Origin of the sequence: Amycolatopsis sp. NPDC051102, from assembly GCF_040682815.1 — a bacterium.
GTDB lineage: Bacteria > Actinomycetota > Actinomycetes > Mycobacteriales > Pseudonocardiaceae > Amycolatopsis.
In genome coordinates this window covers 1-17,264 of sequence record NZ_JBFBBT010000039.1, presented here as the reverse complement: position 1 = coordinate 17,264, position 17,264 = coordinate 1, and the positions used below count along the sequence as shown (strand labels likewise).

General features: G+C 70.0%; 19 protein-coding genes. 8 read left to right on the top strand and 11 right to left on the bottom strand.

Features of this window, described 5'->3' with window-relative positions:
- Together AB0M93_RS47335 and AB0M93_RS47330 are read right to left on the bottom strand one after the other, a co-directional pair.
- A complete protein-coding gene (locus AB0M93_RS47335) occupies positions 1-438 on the bottom strand; it encodes a hypothetical protein (RefSeq protein ID WP_364287661.1) in 438 nt (145 codons plus the stop codon).
- 89 nt (positions 439-527) lie between these two features.
- Complete coding sequence (locus AB0M93_RS47330; RefSeq protein ID WP_364287658.1) at positions 528-1,040, bottom strand: RICIN domain-containing protein; 513 nt, start codon at positions 1,038-1,040, stop codon at positions 528-530.
- Positions 1,041-1,315: 275 nt separating this feature from the next.
- On the opposite strand from AB0M93_RS47330, the gene AB0M93_RS47325 reads away from it, so the two are divergent.
- Genes AB0M93_RS47325 through AB0M93_RS47315 form a run of 3 tightly spaced genes read left to right on the top strand, consistent with a single transcriptional unit; the run spans position 1,316 to position 3,590 of the window.
- A complete protein-coding gene (locus AB0M93_RS47325) occupies positions 1,316-1,747 on the top strand; it encodes a helix-turn-helix transcriptional regulator (protein WP_364287655.1) in 432 nt (143 codons plus the stop codon).
- Complete coding sequence (locus AB0M93_RS47320) at positions 1,744-2,301, top strand: hypothetical protein (RefSeq protein WP_364287652.1); 558 nt, start codon at positions 1,744-1,746, stop codon at positions 2,299-2,301. Before AB0M93_RS47325 ends, AB0M93_RS47320 begins: the two co-directional genes overlap by 4 nt.
- A complete protein-coding gene (locus AB0M93_RS47315) occupies positions 2,298-3,590 on the top strand; it encodes an MAB_1171c family putative transporter (protein WP_364287649.1) in 1,293 nt (430 codons plus the stop codon). The genes AB0M93_RS47320 and AB0M93_RS47315 overlap by 4 nt, the downstream gene beginning before the upstream one ends.
- 344 nt (positions 3,591-3,934) lie before the next feature.
- Here AB0M93_RS47315 and AB0M93_RS47310 read toward each other — a convergent pair whose 3' ends face one another.
- The gene (locus tag AB0M93_RS47310; protein WP_364287646.1) at positions 3,935-4,819 is read right to left on the bottom strand and encodes a cobalamin biosynthesis protein; all 885 of its coding nucleotides are present in this window, start codon (positions 4,817-4,819) and stop codon (positions 3,935-3,937) included.
- Positions 4,820-4,860: 41 nt separating this feature from the next.
- Positions 4,861-5,565: an FCD domain-containing protein gene (locus AB0M93_RS47305; protein ID WP_364287643.1), complete on the bottom strand. Its 705-nt coding sequence runs from the start codon at positions 5,563-5,565 to the stop codon at positions 4,861-4,863.
- A 103-nt stretch (positions 5,566-5,668) separates the two neighbouring features.
- On the opposite strand from AB0M93_RS47305, the gene AB0M93_RS47300 reads away from it, so the two are divergent.
- The 4 genes from AB0M93_RS47300 to AB0M93_RS47285 all read left to right on the top strand — a co-directional run bounded on the left by AB0M93_RS47300 (position 5,669) and on the right by AB0M93_RS47285 (position 8,449).
- The gene (locus AB0M93_RS47300; RefSeq protein ID WP_364287640.1) at positions 5,669-6,166 is read left to right on the top strand and encodes a gluconokinase; all 498 of its coding nucleotides are present in this window, start codon (positions 5,669-5,671) and stop codon (positions 6,164-6,166) included.
- Positions 6,163-7,530 (top strand): gluconate:H+ symporter, encoded by a 1,368-nt coding sequence (locus AB0M93_RS47295; protein WP_364287637.1) that lies wholly within the window; start codon positions 6,163-6,165, stop codon positions 7,528-7,530. The genes AB0M93_RS47300 and AB0M93_RS47295 overlap by 4 nt, the downstream gene beginning before the upstream one ends.
- An 86-nt stretch (positions 7,531-7,616) precedes the next feature.
- Complete coding sequence (locus tag AB0M93_RS47290) at positions 7,617-7,940, top strand: metalloregulator ArsR/SmtB family transcription factor (protein ID WP_093948599.1); 324 nt, start codon at positions 7,617-7,619, stop codon at positions 7,938-7,940.
- On the top strand, positions 7,937-8,449 hold the full coding sequence (locus AB0M93_RS47285; protein WP_086671945.1) for an SRPBCC domain-containing protein: 513 nt from the start codon (positions 7,937-7,939) through the stop codon (positions 8,447-8,449). The genes AB0M93_RS47290 and AB0M93_RS47285 overlap by 4 nt, the downstream gene beginning before the upstream one ends.
- 49 nt (positions 8,450-8,498) lie before the next feature.
- Here AB0M93_RS47285 and AB0M93_RS47280 read toward each other — a convergent pair whose 3' ends face one another.
- From AB0M93_RS47280 to AB0M93_RS47255, 6 genes are read right to left on the bottom strand one after another with little or no spacing between them, the layout of a single operon-like run.
- Positions 8,499-9,503, bottom strand: a complete 1,005-nt coding sequence (locus AB0M93_RS47280; RefSeq protein WP_364287633.1) for a BadF/BadG/BcrA/BcrD ATPase family protein — start codon at positions 9,501-9,503, stop codon at positions 8,499-8,501.
- Positions 9,500-10,765 carry a 6-phospho-beta-glucosidase gene (locus tag AB0M93_RS47275; RefSeq protein WP_364287630.1) on the bottom strand — a complete coding sequence of 422 codons (1,266 nt, stop codon included), beginning with the start codon at positions 10,763-10,765 and terminating at the stop codon, positions 9,500-9,502. The genes AB0M93_RS47280 and AB0M93_RS47275 overlap by 4 nt, the downstream gene beginning before the upstream one ends.
- The gene (locus AB0M93_RS47270; RefSeq protein WP_364287627.1) at positions 10,762-11,652 is read right to left on the bottom strand and encodes a carbohydrate ABC transporter permease; all 891 of its coding nucleotides are present in this window, start codon (positions 11,650-11,652) and stop codon (positions 10,762-10,764) included. Before AB0M93_RS47270 ends, AB0M93_RS47275 begins: the two co-directional genes overlap by 4 nt.
- Complete coding sequence (locus tag AB0M93_RS47265; protein WP_364287624.1) at positions 11,649-12,632, bottom strand: sugar ABC transporter permease; 984 nt, start codon at positions 12,630-12,632, stop codon at positions 11,649-11,651. Before AB0M93_RS47265 ends, AB0M93_RS47270 begins: the two co-directional genes overlap by 4 nt.
- The gene (locus tag AB0M93_RS47260) at positions 12,629-13,990 is read right to left on the bottom strand and encodes an extracellular solute-binding protein (RefSeq protein ID WP_364287621.1); all 1,362 of its coding nucleotides are present in this window, start codon (positions 13,988-13,990) and stop codon (positions 12,629-12,631) included. Before AB0M93_RS47260 ends, AB0M93_RS47265 begins: the two co-directional genes overlap by 4 nt.
- A 24-nt stretch (positions 13,991-14,014) precedes the next feature.
- Positions 14,015-15,214: an ROK family transcriptional regulator gene (locus AB0M93_RS47255; RefSeq protein ID WP_364287749.1), complete on the bottom strand. Its 1,200-nt coding sequence runs from the start codon at positions 15,212-15,214 to the stop codon at positions 14,015-14,017.
- Between the two features lie 224 nt (positions 15,215-15,438).
- Between AB0M93_RS47255 and AB0M93_RS47250 the strand changes: the two genes are divergently transcribed.
- The gene (locus tag AB0M93_RS47250; RefSeq protein WP_364287618.1) at positions 15,439-15,912 is read left to right on the top strand and encodes a hypothetical protein; all 474 of its coding nucleotides are present in this window, start codon (positions 15,439-15,441) and stop codon (positions 15,910-15,912) included.
- 3 nt (positions 15,913-15,915) lie between these two features.
- Here AB0M93_RS47250 and AB0M93_RS47245 read toward each other — a convergent pair whose 3' ends face one another.
- The gene (locus AB0M93_RS47245; RefSeq protein WP_364287615.1) at positions 15,916-16,965 is read right to left on the bottom strand and encodes a hypothetical protein; all 1,050 of its coding nucleotides are present in this window, start codon (positions 16,963-16,965) and stop codon (positions 15,916-15,918) included.
- Positions 16,966-17,264: the final 299 nt, after the last annotated feature.

Below are 17,264 nucleotides of genomic sequence, written 5' to 3'. Positions count from 1 at the left end.
TCAGCCGCCGCAGCCCGGGACCGGGAGCACGTCCAGGAAACCGTGGATGGTCTCGCCGGTGGTGTGGTTCCGCGCGTCCGCGGTCATATGCTGCGTGACGCCCGGCTGGTTGGCGGTCGCGTGCTGCTCGCGGATCCCCGTCGTCGTCGAGACGTCGTCGCCGGTGAAGAAGACCTTGCCGTTGTCGGCGAAGGTGATGGTCCAGATCTGGCCGGCGACGTTGGTGTGGATCTCGAACTCCTCCCCCACGACGAACGGCGACCCGGCGGGGCCGTCGTCGTCGTGCTTGGACTTCAGCGTGAACGCCGTGCCCAGGGTGCCGAAGCCGTCCTGCTCGTAGGTGGGGCCGCAGGGGCGCTTGGCCTCGGCCGTCCCGGTCATGACCAGGGTGAGCAGGCCGGCGGCGACCAGCCCGGCCGCCATGTGCTTGTACCGCAAGAGTTCCTCCCGGTTTCTCGGCGAGCGTTTGCCTACGTTCGTCGATACGGGGAGGGGTTACAGGGCCGGTCGCCGCACCTACCGCCGGGTCAGTACCACTGCTGGTTGGTCAGGCCGTTGCAGTCCCACAGCTGGATCTTGGAACCGTTGCCACCCCCGCTGGACACGTCGGCGTCCAGGCACCGGCCGTTGTAGCCGTTCACGTAGGCGCGCGCACTCCCGTCCCAGTACCACTGCTGGTTGGTCAGGCCGTTGCAGTCCCACAGCTGGACCCGGGAACCGTTGCCGCCCCCGCTGGACACGTCGGCGTCCAGGCACCGGGCCGTCCCGCCGTACGGGTAGATCCGCAACGAGTAGTCCGCGCTCGTCCTGGACCAGATCTGGTTGGTCAGCCCGTTGCAGTCCCACAGCTGGGCGCGGGAGCCGTTGCCACCACCACCGGAAACGTCCCCGTCCAGGCATCGGCCGTTGAAGACTTCGTGCAGGAGTCCGTTCGCCTGTACCGTCTGCGTCGTGGCCGAGGCCGCCGAAGCCAGGGCAGGCAAGGTGGCGAGCGCGGCGACCGCCGCCACGACCGGCGTCACGAGCTTACGAATTCGCATCTGATTTTCCCCTCAATTGATCGGATTGCACTGTTGCACGAAATTGCCATCAGAAACCTTGCGAGGACATCTCGGAGCGCACACGAACGAGAATCACGCGAAATTGCCGCACACAGAACAGAAAAGGCGTCGACGAGACGCACTCGTCCGTGCCTGTCACACCCCCGCACAAACCCCGCTTCGCGAGCTCTGCCACGACCCCCCGAAGCGGATGCACCGATACTATTGAGCACCGAAGAGTCTTGTCAAGTAAAGTTTAATGAACAGAGTGGATCATGTCTGACCCGAACGCCCGAAGGACACTGGCCGACGCGCTGACCACCCTCATCGACAAGAAGGCGGCCCGGGACGGCGAGCACACCGTCACCGACCAGGAGATCGGTGCGCACATCGGGAAGTCGCGCACGACCGTGTGGAAGCTGCGCACCGGCCAGGAACAGAACCCGAAGATCGAGACGCTCGAAGCGCTCGCCCGGTTCTTCGGCGTGAAGGTAACCTACTTCCTCGACGAGGAGAAGGCCGCGGCGGCCGACGAGCAGCTCGAGTCGCTCGCCGCCGCGCGCCGGCTGCAGGAGGCCGCCGAGCGCGGCGGCGTGCTGGGCATCAACGCCCGGCTCGGCAGCCTCTCGCCGGAGAGCCTGCTCGCGGTCGCCCGGCTGATCGAGCAGCTGGACGAACCGGACGGCTCCGGTGGCACCGGCAGATGAAGGATCCGCTCCGTCCGGCGGGAGCCAACCTGTCCGAGCTGCGGCACGCGGTCGAAAGCGTGCTCGACGAACTGTCCTGGTCGCCGCCGTGCGAACTCGGCGCGCTGCTGGACCAGATCACCCGGCGCCGCGGCAAGCACATCGCGTTGCTGCCCGCCGACCTGCCCCGTGACGGTGCGGGCGGCCTGGTCATCGAACGCGCCCACGACCTGGTGATCGTGTTCGACCAGTCCCTCCCGCCGCTCCAGCAGGAACACGTGATCATGCACGAAGCGGCGCACGTGCTGTTCGGGCACCGCGGTACCTCGGTCGGCGATCTCACCCGCGACGAACTCGACGAGCTGGATCCGGACGTCGTGCGCGGCGCACAACGGTTCGTCAGACGCGACGGCTACTCGGCCGTCGAAGAAAGGGTCGCCGAGGTCGCGGCGGCGCTGATGTGGTCGCGCGCGGACAGGGCCCGGCGTTCGGTCCGCCCGCCGTTCCGCTCGGACACGGTGGCCGAGGCCAACGAACGGTTCGCCGAGGCGTTGCTGGCCCGGAGGCCCCGGTGAACCTCCCCGGCACCACGGTCGTGGCGGCGGTGGTCACGACCGCTGCCTGGCTCTACTTCCTCCGCGCCCTGCGGCGCAAGCCACTCAACGACACGCTGCTCTGCGCGTGGTTGTCCGCGCAGTTCATGGCGTTCGCGCTGTACCTCGGCCTGGTCGAGTACGGCGCCGAAGTGACCCGTCCGATCCCGTCGTGGGCCCGGATCACCGTGATCCTGCAGCACGTGTGCGTGCCGGTGGCGCTCTGCTTCGGCCACCTCGCCTACCTCTTCCTGATCTACGAACGCAAGCGGGCCGTGCGCCACGTCGTCCGGCACGCTTGGCTGCTCGCCGCGACCTTGACGACGATGCTGGTGTTCGCCGTGCTCGCCGATCCCGCCCAGTTCACGGCCGCGCACGTCTCGCACTACAGCGACAGCGGACTCGCCGGCGTCTACATGGCGGTGTTCACCGCCTACGCCGGGATCATCGTGACGGCCACCGCGAAGGTCACCTGGACGTGGTCGCGGCTGGTGGACGACCCGTGGATCCGCCGCGGCCTGCTGGCGGGCACCCTCGGCCTGCTGTTCGGAGTCCTCTACTTCCTGGTGGGTGCCGCGTTCATCGCGCTCGCCGTCGTCGGCCACCCGATCGCGACCAACGAAGGCGCGCTGGTCCGCTGGCTGCTCGTGCTCTCCGTCCCCCTGTCGCTCGCCGGGCTGACCACCCCCGGCTGGGGACCGCGGCTGGCGTCGGCCAGAACCTGGTGGCGCACCTACCACGCGTACCGGCGGCTGCATCCGCTGTGGGCCGAACTCACCGACGCGTTCCCGCACGTCCGGCTGTCACTCGAGCCGTCGCGGCCCAGCGCTTTCCTGCGTTCCCGGTTCCCGCGCCCGGGGTGGGTGACAGCGGCCCTGGACAACTGGGACGAACGGTGGTCGCCCCTGCACCGGCACCTCGACCTCCGGCTGCACCTGCGGGTCCTGCAGATCTGGGACGCCAGGCGCGCGCTGCTCGACCAGTGCGACCCGGCCGACTACGAACAAGCGCTGGCCGCGCCGGCCGCGTCCCGGCTGTCCGAACAGCAGCGAGCCGCCCGCGCCGAAGCCACGATGCTCGTCGCCGGGCTGTCCCGGCATCGGGCGGGCCGGCCCGGCGGCCGCCGGGCCGGAAGCCACCCGGAGGCGGCTTTCCGGGACGCGGACCTCTTCGCCAACGCGGCCTGGTTCCTGCGGGTCGCGAAGTACATGAAGACGGCGGTGCCGCTCACCGGCGAAAAGGAGGGGTCCCGGCCATACGGCCTGCCGTGAAGCTTCGCACCAACGGGCCGCCATCGGTCGCGGTGACGCCAGGCCGGCCGGCGGCCACCGCCTTGCTGCCGCAACCTGCCGACTTGGCCGATTTCAGTCGAGCAAGGCGATCGCCACGGACTACGCCCTGTCCGCCGCGGCCCTCAAGGCCCTGGTCGCCGCGATGGGACCGCCGACCAGGAACCGCTCATCCAGGCCGCCCTCGCGGAGCGGGGCACCACGATCGAGGAGGCCGTCATGACGACGCTCGACGGCTTGGATGTCGAGCGGTACCTGCTCGACGCCGGTGTCACCGGCAGCGAACTCCGCCGCGTCCGCAGCAGGCTCTTGAAACTTCGCTGAAGTCAGCGGCGCCGGAAGCCCGACAACACGGCCAGCACCACCGCGGTCGCCGCCGAGAGCCAGCCCACCACCCGCGACAGCTCCACCGCCCGCGTCACGTGGCCCGCGTCCGGGTTCCGGCCCACCCCCAGCACCGGCAGCTCCGCCACCCCGTGCGGGTACACCGTCCGCCCGCCGACGCGGATCTCCAGTGCGCCCGCGAACGCCGCTTCGACGCGGCCCGCGTTCGGGCTCGGGTGGGCGATCGTGTCGCGGCGCCAGGCCCGCCACGCGCCGCCCGCGGAGCCGCCGACCACCGGGGCCGCCAGGACCGTCAGGGCCGCCGCCACGCGGGTCGGGACCAGGTGGACCAGCTCGTCGAGGCGGTCGATCGCCCAGTGGCCGCGGCGGCCCGTGCGGGCCCGGCGCAGCAGGCTCACCGCGCGGGCTCCCAGCAGGCCCGGCACGCCCGCCAGCGCGCCCCACACCAGCGGCGCCACCACCGCGTCCGACGTGTTCTCCGCCAGCGTCTCCACCGACGCCCGCGACAGCGCGATCGCGCCGAGCCCGTCGGTGACCCGCGGGTCCAGTTCGGACAGTGTCGAGCGGGCCGGCTCGAAGCGGCACTCCTCGAGGTCGCGCGCCAGTTCGGTGCCGTGCAGGGCCAGGCCGGCCGCGCCGAGGACCGCCCACGTCGTCACCGCCGTCGCCGATGCCTGCGCCACGGGGCGGCCGCGGCCGGCGCGCTCCAGCAGGACCCCGGCGGCCACCGCCGCGCCCGCGACCAGGACGCCCGAGCGGGGCGGGAGCCGGCGGAACGCCGTCACCGGAGGGCGGCGGCGGGGGTCGCCGAGGGCGCCGTCGGCCGCCACACCCAACACCAGTCCGATCGCGCGCGCCGCGCTCACCCGTGCCCCCCGGCCGAAGGAAAGTCCAGTTCCCGTGGAGGCTACTCGACCTCGGAACCGCCCTCGGAGACCAGGGCGGCGATCTCGTCCCGCGCCTGGACGACGATGTCCCGCATCGCCCGCTCCGCCCGGTCCGCCTCGCCGCCGGCCACCGCCGCGGCCACCTCCAGGTGCAGCGCGATGGCTTCGGGCTGCGGCTCCGGCGGCATCAGGCCGTGCCCGGTGCGGCCGGTGAGCACCTCGGCGACCACCTCCGACAGCTGCCCGAACATCGGGTTCCGGGACGCGGTCAGCAGCAGGTCGTGGAAGGCGATGTCGAACTCGAGGAACGCCGAGAGGTCGCGGGCCCGGCCCGTCCGCGCCAGCCGCTCCCCCAGCGCGGTCAACCGGCCGCGCTCCTCCGGCGTCGCGCGCAGGGCCGCGTACCGCGCCGCGCACGGCTCGATCGCCGACCGGAGCTCGTTCAGCGTGGCCAGGGCGGCGGGGCGGGCCGGGCCGTCGAGCTGCCAGCGGATCAGCCGCGGGTCGTAGTGGTTCCACTCCACCGGCTCCCGGACGATCACGCCGACCCGGCGCTTGCTCGTGGTCAGCCGCATCGTCTCGAGCACGCGCACGACTTCGCGGGCCACCGTCCGCGAGGCGCCGAAGCGTTCTTGGAGGTCTTCCGAGCGCAGCACGGTGCCCGGGACCAGGGATCCGTTCGCGATCGCCGCGCCGAGGGCATCCAGTACCTGCTCGTGTCTCACCTGATCGAGGCTAGTCGTCTGACTCGATTAAGTAGTACTTCATCTTGAATAAGTAGTACTTTTGAGTTTGACTCACCTGAGCACAACGAAGTGGGAGGTGCGGATGACCGTCATCGTGGTGATGGGGGTGTCAGGCTCCGGGAAGACGACGATCGGCACGGCGCTCGCCGCGGCGCTCGGCGTCGACTACGCGGAAGCGGACACGTTCCACCCGAAGGCCAACATCGACAAGATGACCGCCGGCACGCCGCTGACCGACGAAGACCGCGCACCCTGGCTCGAAGCCATCGCCGGCTGGATCCGCGAGCACGAGGCCACCGGCGGTGTCGTGACGTCGTCCGCGCTCAAGCGCCGGTACCGCGACGTGCTGCGCCGCGGCGGCGACGTCTGGTTCGCCCACCTGCACGGCGACCGGGCGCAGCTGGCCGAGCGCATGAAGACCCGGAAGGGCCACTTCATGCCGGTGTCGCTGCTGGACTCGCAGCTCGCCGACCTCGAACCCCTCGAGCCGGACGAGGCCGGCGCCGTCTTCGACAACACCAGCGGCACGCCGGAAGAGATCACCGAAGCCGCGCTGACCGCCTTCCGGGAGCACGCGTGAACGCCGTCCTCGCCGCCGGCTGGACCGGCCACGACACCCGCCTGATCATCGCGACCGTCGTCGCGATCGCCGTCATCGTCGTGCTGATCACGCAGGTGAAGCTGCACCCGTTCCTGTCGCTGGTCCTCGGCTCGCTCACGCTCGGGCTGACCGCCGGGATGCCGGTCGACAAGCTGCTCAAGAGCTTCACCACCGGCGTCGGCAGCACGGTCGCGTCCGTCGGCATCCTGATCGCGCTCGGCGCGATGCTCGGCAAGCTGCTCGCCGACTCCGGCGGTGCCGACCAGATCGTCGACACCGTGCTCGGCAAGGCCCGCGGCGCCGCGCTGCCGTGGGCGATGGCGCTGGTGGCCGCGCTGATCGGGCTGCCGATGTTCTTCGAGATCGGGCTCGTGATGCTGATCCCGGTGGTGCTGCTCGCGGTCAAGCGCACCGGCAAGCCGTTGATGCTGCTGGGGATTCCCGCGGTGGCCGGGCTTTCGGTGCTGCACGGGCTCGTCCCGCCGCACCCGGGTCCGCTGGCCGCGGCCGGCGCGCTGAACGCGAACGTCGGCATCACACTGGCGTTCGGCCTGCTCGTCGGCATCCCGACGCTGGTCGTCGCGGGCCCGCTGTTCGCCCGCATCGCGGCCCGGCTGGTGCCGGACGCCGCCGCCCCCGAGCGGCTCGTCCCGGAACGCGCCGACACCGACAAGCCTCGCCCGAGCTTCGCCGCGACGCTCACGACGGTGCTGCTGCCGGTCGTGCTGATGCTCGCGAAAGCGCTGTCGGACATCCTGCTGGCCAAGGAGAGCCAGGCCCGCAAGATCCTCGACTTCGTCGGCGACCCGCTGATCGCGCTGCTCGCGGCGGTCCTGGTGGGCATGGTGCTGCTCGGCCGCCCGGCCGGGCTCGGCCGGGACCGGCTGTCCACTGTGGTCGGTGACTCGCTCGGGCCGATCGCCGGGATCATCCTCATCGTCGGCGCGGGCGGCGGGTTCAAGCAGACCCTGGTCGACGCGGGCGTCGGCGACGTGATCACCGGCCTGGCCAAGGACGCGCACCTGTCCCCGCTGCTGCTCGGCTGGCTGGTCGCGGTCGCGATCCGGCTGGCGACCGGCTCGGCGACGGTCGCGACCGTGTCCGCGGCGGGCATCGTGGCCCCGCTGGCGGCGGGCATGGACCCGTCCCACAGCGCCTTGCTGGTGCTCGCGATCGGTGCCGGATCGCTGTTCTTCTCGCACGTCAACGACGCCGGGTTCTGGCTGGTCAAGGAGTACTTCGGGCTCTCGGTCGGCCAGACGCTGAAGAGCTGGTCGGTGATGGAGACGCTGATCTCGGTGGTCGCCATCGCGCTGATCCTGCCGCTGTCGCTGATCGTTTAGCCGCGAACGGAGGCCGTCACCCACCGCGGGTGGCGGCCTTCTTCGTGCGTTGACATGTGACCTTTTGGTCACCTATTCTCGCTGACGTGCCCGACGACGACCTGGTGTTCAAGGCGCTGGCGGATCCGACCCGCCGGTTCCTGCTCGACCTGCTCTTCGAGCGTGACGGCCGCACGCTCACCGAGCTGGAGACCCAGGTGGAGATGACCCGCTTCGGCGTCATGAAGCACCTGAAGCTCCTGGAGGAGGCCGGGCTCGTCGTCGCGCGGAAGGAAGGCCGCGAGAAGCGGCACTTCCTCAACCCCGTCCCGATCCGCCAGATCCACGACCGGTGGATCGACAAGTACACCGAGCGCCAGGTCACCGCGCTCCTCGACCTCAAGAACGAGCTGGAAGGCGAAGAACCATGACGGACACCGTGCAGGTCTACCGCGTCTACATCAAGGCTTCCCCGGAGCGCATCTGGGACGCCATCACGAAACCCGAGTGGACGGCGAAGTACGGCTACACCGGCCTGGTCGACTTCGACCTCCGGCCCGGCGGCAAGCACCGCACCCGCCCGACGCAGGCGTTCATCGACGCCGGGATGACCGGCGACCTCGTCGACGGCGAAGTCCTCGAGGTGGACCCGCCGCGGAAGCTGGTCCTCACCTGGAAGCTGCTGATGGCGCCCGGCGACGTGAGCGAAGAGCCCTACACGACGTTGACCTACGAGATCGAGGAATCCAAGACCGCCGGCACCCGGCTGACCGTGACCCACGACGTCACCGGCGCGCCGACGATCGCCGGGATGGTCAGCGGCGCCTTCGAGCGGCTGGACGCGCCCCCGAACGAGAACGCCGGCGGCGGCTGGGCCTGGATCCTCTCCGACCTCAAGTCCCTGCTGGAGACCGGCGACACCATCGTCCCCGCGCCGTGACTCGGGTCTGGTGGCCTGCCTCGCGCCGCTTCGAGGCAGGCCACCAGGTCTAGGTGCGCTGGGTCGCCGCCTTGAGCGCCGCTTTCGCGGCCTCCGGCGCGCCCAGCGTGTCGAGTCCGAACAACGCCGCTCCCACCACGGGGTTCACGTCGACGACGCGGACCACCGCGCGCGGTGCCACCTTCAGGCACCGCTTTTCGATTTCCGCGATCACCTGGGCGCCGACGCCGGTCAGGACGCCGCCGCCCAGGACGATCTCCGGGGCGTCCTCGGTGAGGTCCAGCTCGCGGAGGATCACCGCCGCGAAGACGCTGACCTCCTCGACGAACCGCGTCACGATGTCCTGGGCGACCTCGTCCCCCGCCGCCGCCACCTCGAACAGCAGCGGGCAGAGCCCGTGGATCGACGCCGGGTCGATCTCCTCGAAGTGCAGGCCCTGCACGACGTCCAGCAGGGCCGGCTTCCCGAAGTAGGCCGCCACCGCCGGCATCAGCGCGGTCCGCGGGCCGCGGCCGTCCTCGGCGCGGACCGCCCACCACAGCGCCTCTTCGCCGAGCCGGTAGCCGCCGCCCCAGTCGCCGGAAATCTTGCCCAGCGCGGGAAAGCGGTGCACGCGGCCGTCCGGGCCGACGCCGGCGCCGTTGATCCCGGCGCCGCAGACCACCGCGACCCCCACCCCCGCGCTGCCCGCCCGGAGCAGCGCGAGGGTGTCGTTGCCGACGGCCAGGGTGTCGCTCCAGCCGCGCGCGGACAGCGCCGCGTGCAGGGCCTCTTCCTCGCGGGGGAAGTCGAGCCCAGCCAGGTACGCCGAGGTGTGGACCGCGTCCGGCTTCTCCCCGAAGTCCGGGTAGGCCTCCAGGACCAAGCCCTCCAGCGCCGTGACGCAGGCCGCGACGCCGATGTTCTGCGGCGATGCGCCGGGGCCGCGTGACGACCCCAGCACGACGCCGTCTTCCGAGATCACCAGGACCTCGGTCTTGCTGTTGCCGCCGTCGATCGCGATGACTGCCGCCGACGTACTTTTCCCCGCGGAGGCGCAATCAGACACGCTCATCCGCGCGCCCAGGGCAGGTACTCGCGGTTGATCTGGACCAGCGAGTCGGCGAGCGTGTCGGCCTTGGTGTACTGGCCGACCAGCGGGTGCGCCAGGAGGGCGTCGGCGACGCGGTCGCGGCCGCCCTTGAGCGCCGCCTCCAAAGCCAGGAACTCGTACGCCGTCGTCGCCGAAATCAGGCCCGAGAACTGCGGCTCGACCGGCGGCTGCGGGATCGGCGTCGCCCCCTTGGAGTCCACAATGGACCTGGCCTCGATGACGGCGTCGTCCGGCAGGAACGGGAAGGTGCCGTCGTTGCGGACGTTCACCACGTGCTCCTCGGCCGGGCCGCCCGCGGTCAGCGCGTGCACCAGCTGCACGGCGGCTTCCGAGTAGTACGCGCCGCCGCGCTTCTCCAGCGACTCCGGCTTCGTGTGCTGGTCCGGGTCGAGGTAGATCTTCAGCAGCTCTTCCTCGACGTCGGACACGACGTCCGCGCGCGGACGCTCGGTGCGCTGCTTGGTGACCTGCTCGTCGTGCGCGTAGAAGTACTTCAGGTAGTACGACGGCACGACGTTCATGCGCCGCAGCCACTTCTGCGGCACGCTGACCTCGTCGGACAGGTAGTCCAGGTGCTGATCCAGCAGCTCCGGGAGCCGGTCGACGCCGTCGACGAGCGCGCCGCGCTCCCAGCTCAGGTGGTTCAGCCCGGTGTGGACGAGCTTGACGTCGTCCGCGCCGACACCCAGGAGTTTCCCGAACTGCCGCTGCAGGTTGATGGCGACGTTGCACAGCCCGACCGCGCGGTGCCCCTCGTTGAGCAGGGCGCGCGTGACGATGCCGACCGGGTTCGTGAAGTTGACGATCCACGTGTCGTCGCCGGCGATCTTGCGGACGCGGTCGGCGATGTCCAGCACCACCGGCACCGTGCGCAGCGCCTTCGCCAGCCCGCCGGCGCCGGTCGTCTCCTGGCCGACGCAGCCGCAGGCGTGCGGGAACGTCTCGTCGGAGCGCCGCGCCCGCTGCCCGCCGACGCGCAGCTGGATCAGCACGGCGGAAGCGCCGTCGACGCCCTCTTCCAGCGACTGCGTGGTCCGCACCCGCGCCGGGTGGCCGGCGTGATCGAGGATCCGCTGGCTGAACCCGCCGACGGCCTCGACGCGGTAGGCGTCCGGGTCGACCAGTACGATCTCGTCGACGTCCAAAGTGGACCGGCGGCCGGCGATCCCGTCGATCAGTTCCGGCGTGTAGGTGGACCCGCCACCGACGACTGCCAGCTTCATCCCTTGACTCCCGTGAATGTGATGCCCTTGACGAACGACTTCTGGGCGAAGATGAACAGCACGATCACCGGCGCCATGATCAGCGCGGTCGCCGCCATCGTCATGTTCCACTCGACGTGGTGCATGCCGCGGAAGGAGGCGATGGCCAGCGAAAGCGGCCAGTGGTCCTGGTCCTCGCCGGTGTAGAGCAGCGGCCCGAAGTAGTCGTTCCAGGTGAACAGGAAGCAGAACATGGCGGTGGCCGCGATCCCCGGCTTGGCCATCGGGATCAGCACGCGGTACATCGCCTGGAACTCGTTGCAGCCGTCGATCTTCGCCGCTTCGAGGTAGTCCTTCGGAATGGTGAGGAAGAACTGCCGGAGCAGGAAGATCGAGAACGCGTCGAAGAAGAAGTACGGCACGATCAGCGGCACCAGCGTGCCGGTGAGGCCCATCCGCACCCACAGGTCGTACAGCGGCACGACGGTGACCTGCGGCGGCAGCAGCATCGCCGCCACGGTCAGCATGAAGAACAGGTTCTGCCCGCGCCACCGCAGTTTCGCCAGCGCGTACGCCGCCGGGATCGCCGAAAGCAGCGCACCCGCCGTCGCCAGCGCCGAATACAGCAGGCTGTTGCCGAAGTATTCGAGCAGCGGCGCCTTCTGGAACACCTTGACGAAGTTTTCGAAGTGCCATTCGGTCGGCCACAGGCTCGCCGTCATCGCCTGGTCGCTCGCCATCACCGCGGTGAGGAAAACGAACAGCAGCGGCAGCATGAAGATCACGCCGAGCGCGATGCCGACGGAATGCAGCGCGATGAACGACAGCCGCTTGTCCCAGTTGCGCTTGAACCGCACCTTCGGCGGTACGCCCGCTTCGCGCTGCGGCGCTTCGGCCAGTGCGGTCATGCCCCCTCCTCCTGGTGCTGGGACTTCCGGAGCTGCCGCACGAGAATCCACGTGAAGCCCGAGCTCACGATGAACAACAGGACGGCCATCGCCGCCGCGTAGCCCATGTTGAAGTAGCGGAAGCCCTGGACGTACAGCCAGATCGGGTAGGTCAGCGTCGAGTTCTGCGGTGCCCCGATGAGCTTCGAGTTGCCGGCGACGTCGGCGGTGCCCGCTGACGCCGAGGAAGCCACGATGGCCTGAGTGAAGAACTGCAGGGCGTAGATGATCGAGTTGACCACGCCGAACAGCAGCACCGGCGAGATCGACGGCAGCGTGACGTGCCAGAACCGGCGGATCGGGCCGGCGCCGTCGAGCTCGGCTGCTTCGTACTGTTCGGTCGGGACGTCCAGCAGCGCGGCCAGGATGATGATCATCAGCTCGCCCGAGCCCCACAGCGCGAGCAGCGTCAACGCGGGCTTCGACATCCCCGGGCTGTTGAACCACAGGCCGCCGTCGATGCCGACGAGCCGCAGGAAGCGGTTGACCGGGCCGAACTCCGGGTTGAACACGAAGACGAACGCCAGCGTCGCCGCCGCGGGCGGGGCCAGCGTCGGCAGGTAGCAGAGCGTCCGGACCAGGCCGACGCCCGACTTCAGCCGCGAGATCACCGACGCGATGCCGAGGGAGAACACCACGCGGCAGACCGTCAGGACGACCACCAGCCACAGCGTGTTGTACGCGGCCGTGCCGACCAGCGGCTCGGTGGTGAACATCCGGACGTAGTTGTCGAAGCCGATGAACTGCGGCGGGTTGATCAGGTCGTACCGGGTGAAGGAGTAGTAGACCGTGGCGATCAGCGGGTAGCCGAAGAAGATCAGGAACCCGATGAACGCCGGGGCCATGAAGAACAGCACGGTCCGGCGGCGCTTGGCCCGGCGGGCCCCCGCCCGCACCTTCGCAGGTGCGGACGGGGAAGCCTTTTCGGCGAGCGTCGTCATCCGCCCGCGCCCTTCTGCTTGAGCTCGTCGTCGATCTGCGCGTCGACCTTCGCCAGGCCGGCGGTCAGGTCGGGCACCGAGCCCGCCTGCCACTTCTCGGCGAAGTCGTTGACCGCCTTGAGGTGCGCGTCGCCGATCGGGGTGGTCTGGTTGGCCACCAGCTTGCCGCTGTCGTAGATGTCGAGGAACGTCTTGAACTGCGGCTGCAGGTCCAGCCGCGGCGAGGTGAGCGACGCCTTGGTGCTGGGCACGTTCTTCAGGCCGTTGGCCATGTCCACCAGGGTGTCGGTGTCCAGGGTGACCTGCTTGATGAGCTCCCACGCGGCGCCGGGGTTCTTGGCGCCCTTGGGGATCGCGATGATCGTGCCGGTGGTGAAGCCGCCGCCGTAGTGGTCGGCCATGCTGTCGAGCACCGGCGCCGGCGCGGTGCCGTAGTTGACGTCGGGCGCCTGGTCCTTGAGGAACGCCGTGCGGAACTCGCCGTCGTAGATCATCGCCAGCTTCTTCTTGTGGAAGCCGTGGTCGGCGGAGTACTCGTCACCGAGACCGGCCTTGAACTGCTCGACCTTGGCGTGGCCGCCGTAGAAGTCGATCAGCTGCTTCTGGAACTCGAACATCGCCTTCCAGCCGGGGTTGGTGGCGAGGTCGGACTTGCCGTCCGGGCCGAGGAAGGGCGCGCCGAAGTTCGGCGCCCAGTACTGGGCCTGGTTGGCGTAGAACGGCATCGAGGGCAGGAAGCCGGCGACCTTGATCGAGCCGTCCGGGTTGAACTCGGTGAGCTTCTTGGTCGCCTCGAACAGCTCCGACGTCGTCTTCGGCGGCGAGGTGATGCCCTTCGCCGCGAACATGTCCTTGTTGTAGTAGAGCCCGTAGACGTCGGCGAGCATCGGCATCGCGCACCGCTTGCCCTGGTATTCGGTGTAGTTGCGGACCGCTTCCGGGATTTGGTTCAGGTCGATCTTGTCGCGGTCGATGTAGGGCTTGAGGTCCTGGAAGCTGCCGGTGGAGCACCAGGCGCCGAGGTTGTCGGTGTAGAAGGAGATCGCGACGTCGGGCGGGTTGCCGCCACGGATCGACTGGGTGAGCTTGTCGTCGTCCTGGTTGCCCTCGTGCTTGATCTCGATGTTCGGGAACTTCGTCTTCAGCTTGTTGAGGCCCGCGGTGACCACGCCGTACTCGCGGTCGGTGAACTTGGAGTACACGGTGATCGTGAGCTTGTCGTCCTTGCCGGGCGCGGCGGCCGCGTCACCGCCGCCGCTCGGGGCGGCGGCGCCGGAGCAGGCGCTGGTCAGCAGGACGGACGCCGCGGCGGCGGCCACCAGCAGGGCGCCGCGGCGGGTCCGGGTGGTAGGGGGCATGGCCCTCCTCCTCATCGGTTGGAGCTACGGGAGTCGTGAACGGGTGCTGTCGCCCTCGGACCTGCGCGACCCGAGGAGCGTGGGGGTGACGACGCCGAAGACGTCCTCACGGGTGGTGGCGAGCGCGGACTGCAGCGCGCCCGCACGGACGGCGTTGCCCTGCACGGACGCGCACCCGACGGGCGTGCGCGGCAGGACCAGTTCGTGCAGCTTTTCCTGGACGAGCGCGGCGAAGTTCTCCCCGCCGGCCCGGCTGGTGTCGCCGCACAGGAGCACGAGCTGCGGGTCGGCGACGGCGACGAGGTTCGCGACGCCACCGGCGACCCGCCGGGCGAGATCGTCGAGGAAGGGATGGCCTTTCCCGGCTTTCTCCACGGCGTCCCAGGCGGTTCCGGCTTCGATGCCGTGCGCGGCGGCGAGCCGGCAGACGGCGGGCGAGTCGACGAGGTTGCCGAACCGCGCGCCCGCCTCGGGCCAGACGTCGCCGGTGTCCTTGGTGGCGGGATCGGGCACGCGCATCCAGTCGATCTCGCCGCCCCCGCCGGTGGCCCCGCGCAACAGCCGCCGTCCGATGACGACGGCACCGCCGACGCCTTCGGACAGCCAGACCATGACGAAGTCGTCGACGTCCTGCGCCTGCCCGACGGTCATCTCCTCGACCGCGACCAGGTTGACGTCGTTCTCGATCAGGACGTCGACGCCGAGTTCGTCGGACAGCTTCTGCGGGACGTCGAAGCCGAGCCAGCCAGGGATGTGCGGCGCGGAAGACAGCAGGCCGGTCCGCGGATCGAACGCCCCCTGCGCGCCGATCACGACGTGGGCCAGCTGGTTCCGCGTGATGCCGGCTTCCGCGGTGACGTGGTTGAGCGCTTCCCCGAAGGTCCCGACGACGTCGGCGCCTTCGTGGACGGGCAGCGGCACCTGGTACTCGGCGAGCACGACCCCGGCGACATCGGCGACGACGAAGTCGGCCACGTGCGGCGTGAGATCGACGGCGGCGACGAAGGCGAGGCTGCCGTTGGCCGCCCAGAGCTGGGCCCGCGGCCCGCGTCCCCCACCGCGCACCCCGGCCTTGACGACCAGGTCGTCCTGCTCGAGCCGGGTGAGCAGCTGCGCGGTGGCGGGCTTGGACAGCCCGATGGCGAGTTCGAGTTCGGCCCGCGTGAGCGGCCCCTCCCGCAGGAGGACCTCGATGGCGGCGCGATCGTTGATCTCGCGCAGCATCCGCGGGCTACCGGCTCGCACTCGTCCCTCCGGACTTAATTAGGATACTTTACAGACGGTTTCCGGGGACTGTAGTGAGCCGGGGCACAGCCGTCAACGGTCTCGTGAAACGGCCAGGTAACGCTTGGCGGGCCACTGGGCCACGTGGCGGAAACACCGGTGAACGAGTGGCGCCGCCGACGTGGGCCGCGGTATTCGCTTGCGGCGGCGGGGATGCTGGAACCATGGACCCGACGGCCGAAATCCTGGGCTGCCCGGTGCCGGCCGCCCGGTTCGTGGCGCGCGGCGAACTGACTGTGGTCGCGCTGCAACACGTGGTGGCGTACCCGGCGGGCTGCAGCCTCACCGTGCAGGTGGCGGCGCGCCGCGGCGGGATGGACGACGCGACCTGGGAGGGCATCGACGTGGCCCACGCGGGCGGCCTCCCCGGCCCGGCCGACGGCGGCCTGCAGTTCCGCGTCGACCGGGGCGAGCTGACCGACCTCGGCGGCGGTGCCGCCAGCAACGACCGGTCCTACCGGGGCGAGCGGCAGCTGTGGCTGTCACCGCTGCCGAACGGACCGGTGGAGTTCAGCGTCGAGTGGCGGGCGGCCGGTTTGGCCCGCCACTCGACGACGTTGGACGGCCGGGCCATCGCCGAAGCGGCGGCCCGGGCCGAGCCGTACTGGCCTACTCCTCCGCGTCCACCCAGGCTTTGAGCATCACGCGGGCGATGGACCCGTCACGGCGGCTTCTCCGCCACGTCGACCGGATTCGAGCTGAGGTGCGGCACCTGTCGCCCACTGGTCGAACTGCTGGGCCAGCCAATTCCTCGTTTGCTCCGAAACGTAGCCGCGAGCGTCTTCGAGGAGCGGAGTGACGGCGTGGTCTCGCACTTCTTCGTGCGCCTCCGGCGCCGGGCAGATGAACACCGCGAGGATGCGGAGATCCCGCAGCAGTTCGTCGCTGGTGATCAGTTCGAGAATCGGCACGTGGGCGAGCACGGCGGTCTTGAGCGCTCCCCATGCCTTGTCCACGATCATGCCGACCACTTCCCTGGTCAGCTGCGACCGCCGATCTTTCCGGCTGGCATCGACGACCGTGTCGACGATGACTTTCTTCGCCGCTTCGGAAAGCTTGCCGATCAGCCCGTTGGCCTCTTCGATGACCTTGACGAAGCCGATGATCAGGTCACACCAGCCGTGGTCGGCGAGTTGCAGGCGGATCCGGCCGAGGTCTCCGGACCCGGTATCGAGCTCGGCGAGGACGTCCGGCCAGATGCCCTCCGTCATCGCCTGGGCGAGCGCATCCACCTGCTCCACCGGAGCGGGATGGCCCGGGTACTCCTCGAGTATGCCACCGACGTGCTGAGGTTCTTCGGGCTCGACGTGCTGATCGGTTTCGGTGCCAGACGACCGGGCTTGATCGATTTCCCCGCGCTCAACCGGCAGCCGCTCGGCCTCCGGCCGCTGGACGGGGACCTTCGGCCTTCGCAATATGGTGCGCGCGAGCCAGTCGGACAGGTCCAGGCGGAATGAGTCCACGCTCGCCTCGCGCGCCCTCGCATTGCGCCGGATTCCGCGCTTCGAAGTCGTCCACTTGACCCACTTCTTCTTGATCTCGTCACGTTTGGCCGAGCGAACCCGTTCCGGCCCGCGAGCGAGACCGACCCATTCTTTCCACCCGTGTTGCGAGCCACTGCAGTGGCGGCATTCGCAGACGTGTCCTTTGGCCTTCTCACAAACTTCCGGATGCTTTGCGGTCGATGCCATGGCCCGGCCCCTCGTTCGACAACCCACCCGGCTCGATCTTCCGAGCACTCAGGAAAGCGTCATACCGCCACGCTGGTAGTTGCCGAGTTGCCGTCCGTAACGAGATTCGACCTCACAAGACTCCGGCGTCCCATGGACCGCACGAGTCCCGATGTCCTTGGGCGATCGGGTGAGAAGTGGGGGGGGGGGGGGGGGGGGGGGGGGGGGGGGGGCCGCCCCCCCCCCACCGCCCGCCCTGGGGATCGCGCGCGCGGGGGGACGCGTGCGCGGCGGGCGGCGATGGACCGCGCCCGGCGCGA

Coding starts and splice junctions, on each gene's coding strand:
- AB0M93_RS47330 (WP_364287658.1), bottom strand. CDS start 1,040: ATGCGAATTCGTAAGCTCGTGACGCCGGTCGTGGCGGCGGTCGCCGCG.
- AB0M93_RS47325 (WP_364287655.1), top strand. CDS start 1,316: ATGTCTGACCCGAACGCCCGAAGGACACTGGCCGACGCGCTGACCACC.
- AB0M93_RS47320 (WP_364287652.1), top strand. CDS start 1,744: ATGAAGGATCCGCTCCGTCCGGCGGGAGCCAACCTGTCCGAGCTGCGG.
- AB0M93_RS47300 (WP_364287640.1), top strand. CDS start 5,669: ATGACCGTCATCGTGGTGATGGGGGTGTCAGGCTCCGGGAAGACGACG.
- AB0M93_RS47285 (WP_086671945.1), top strand. CDS start 7,937: ATGACGGACACCGTGCAGGTCTACCGCGTCTACATCAAGGCTTCCCCG.
- AB0M93_RS47280 (WP_364287633.1), bottom strand. CDS start 9,503: ATGAGCGTGTCTGATTGCGCCTCCGCGGGGAAAAGTACGTCGGCGGCA.
- AB0M93_RS47275 (WP_364287630.1), bottom strand. CDS start 10,765: ATGAAGCTGGCAGTCGTCGGTGGCGGGTCCACCTACACGCCGGAACTG.
- AB0M93_RS47270 (WP_364287627.1), bottom strand. CDS start 11,652: ATGACCGCACTGGCCGAAGCGCCGCAGCGCGAAGCGGGCGTACCGCCG.
- AB0M93_RS47265 (WP_364287624.1), bottom strand. CDS start 12,632: ATGACGACGCTCGCCGAAAAGGCTTCCCCGTCCGCACCTGCGAAGGTG.
- AB0M93_RS47260 (WP_364287621.1), bottom strand. CDS start 13,990: ATGCCCCCTACCACCCGGACCCGCCGCGGCGCCCTGCTGGTGGCCGCC.
- AB0M93_RS47255 (WP_364287749.1), bottom strand. CDS start 15,214: ATGCTGCGCGAGATCAACGATCGCGCCGCCATCGAGGTCCTCCTGCGG.
- AB0M93_RS47250 (WP_364287618.1), top strand. CDS start 15,439: ATGGACCCGACGGCCGAAATCCTGGGCTGCCCGGTGCCGGCCGCCCGG.
- AB0M93_RS47245 (WP_364287615.1), bottom strand. CDS start 16,965: ATGGCATCGACCGCAAAGCATCCGGAAGTTTGTGAGAAGGCCAAAGGA.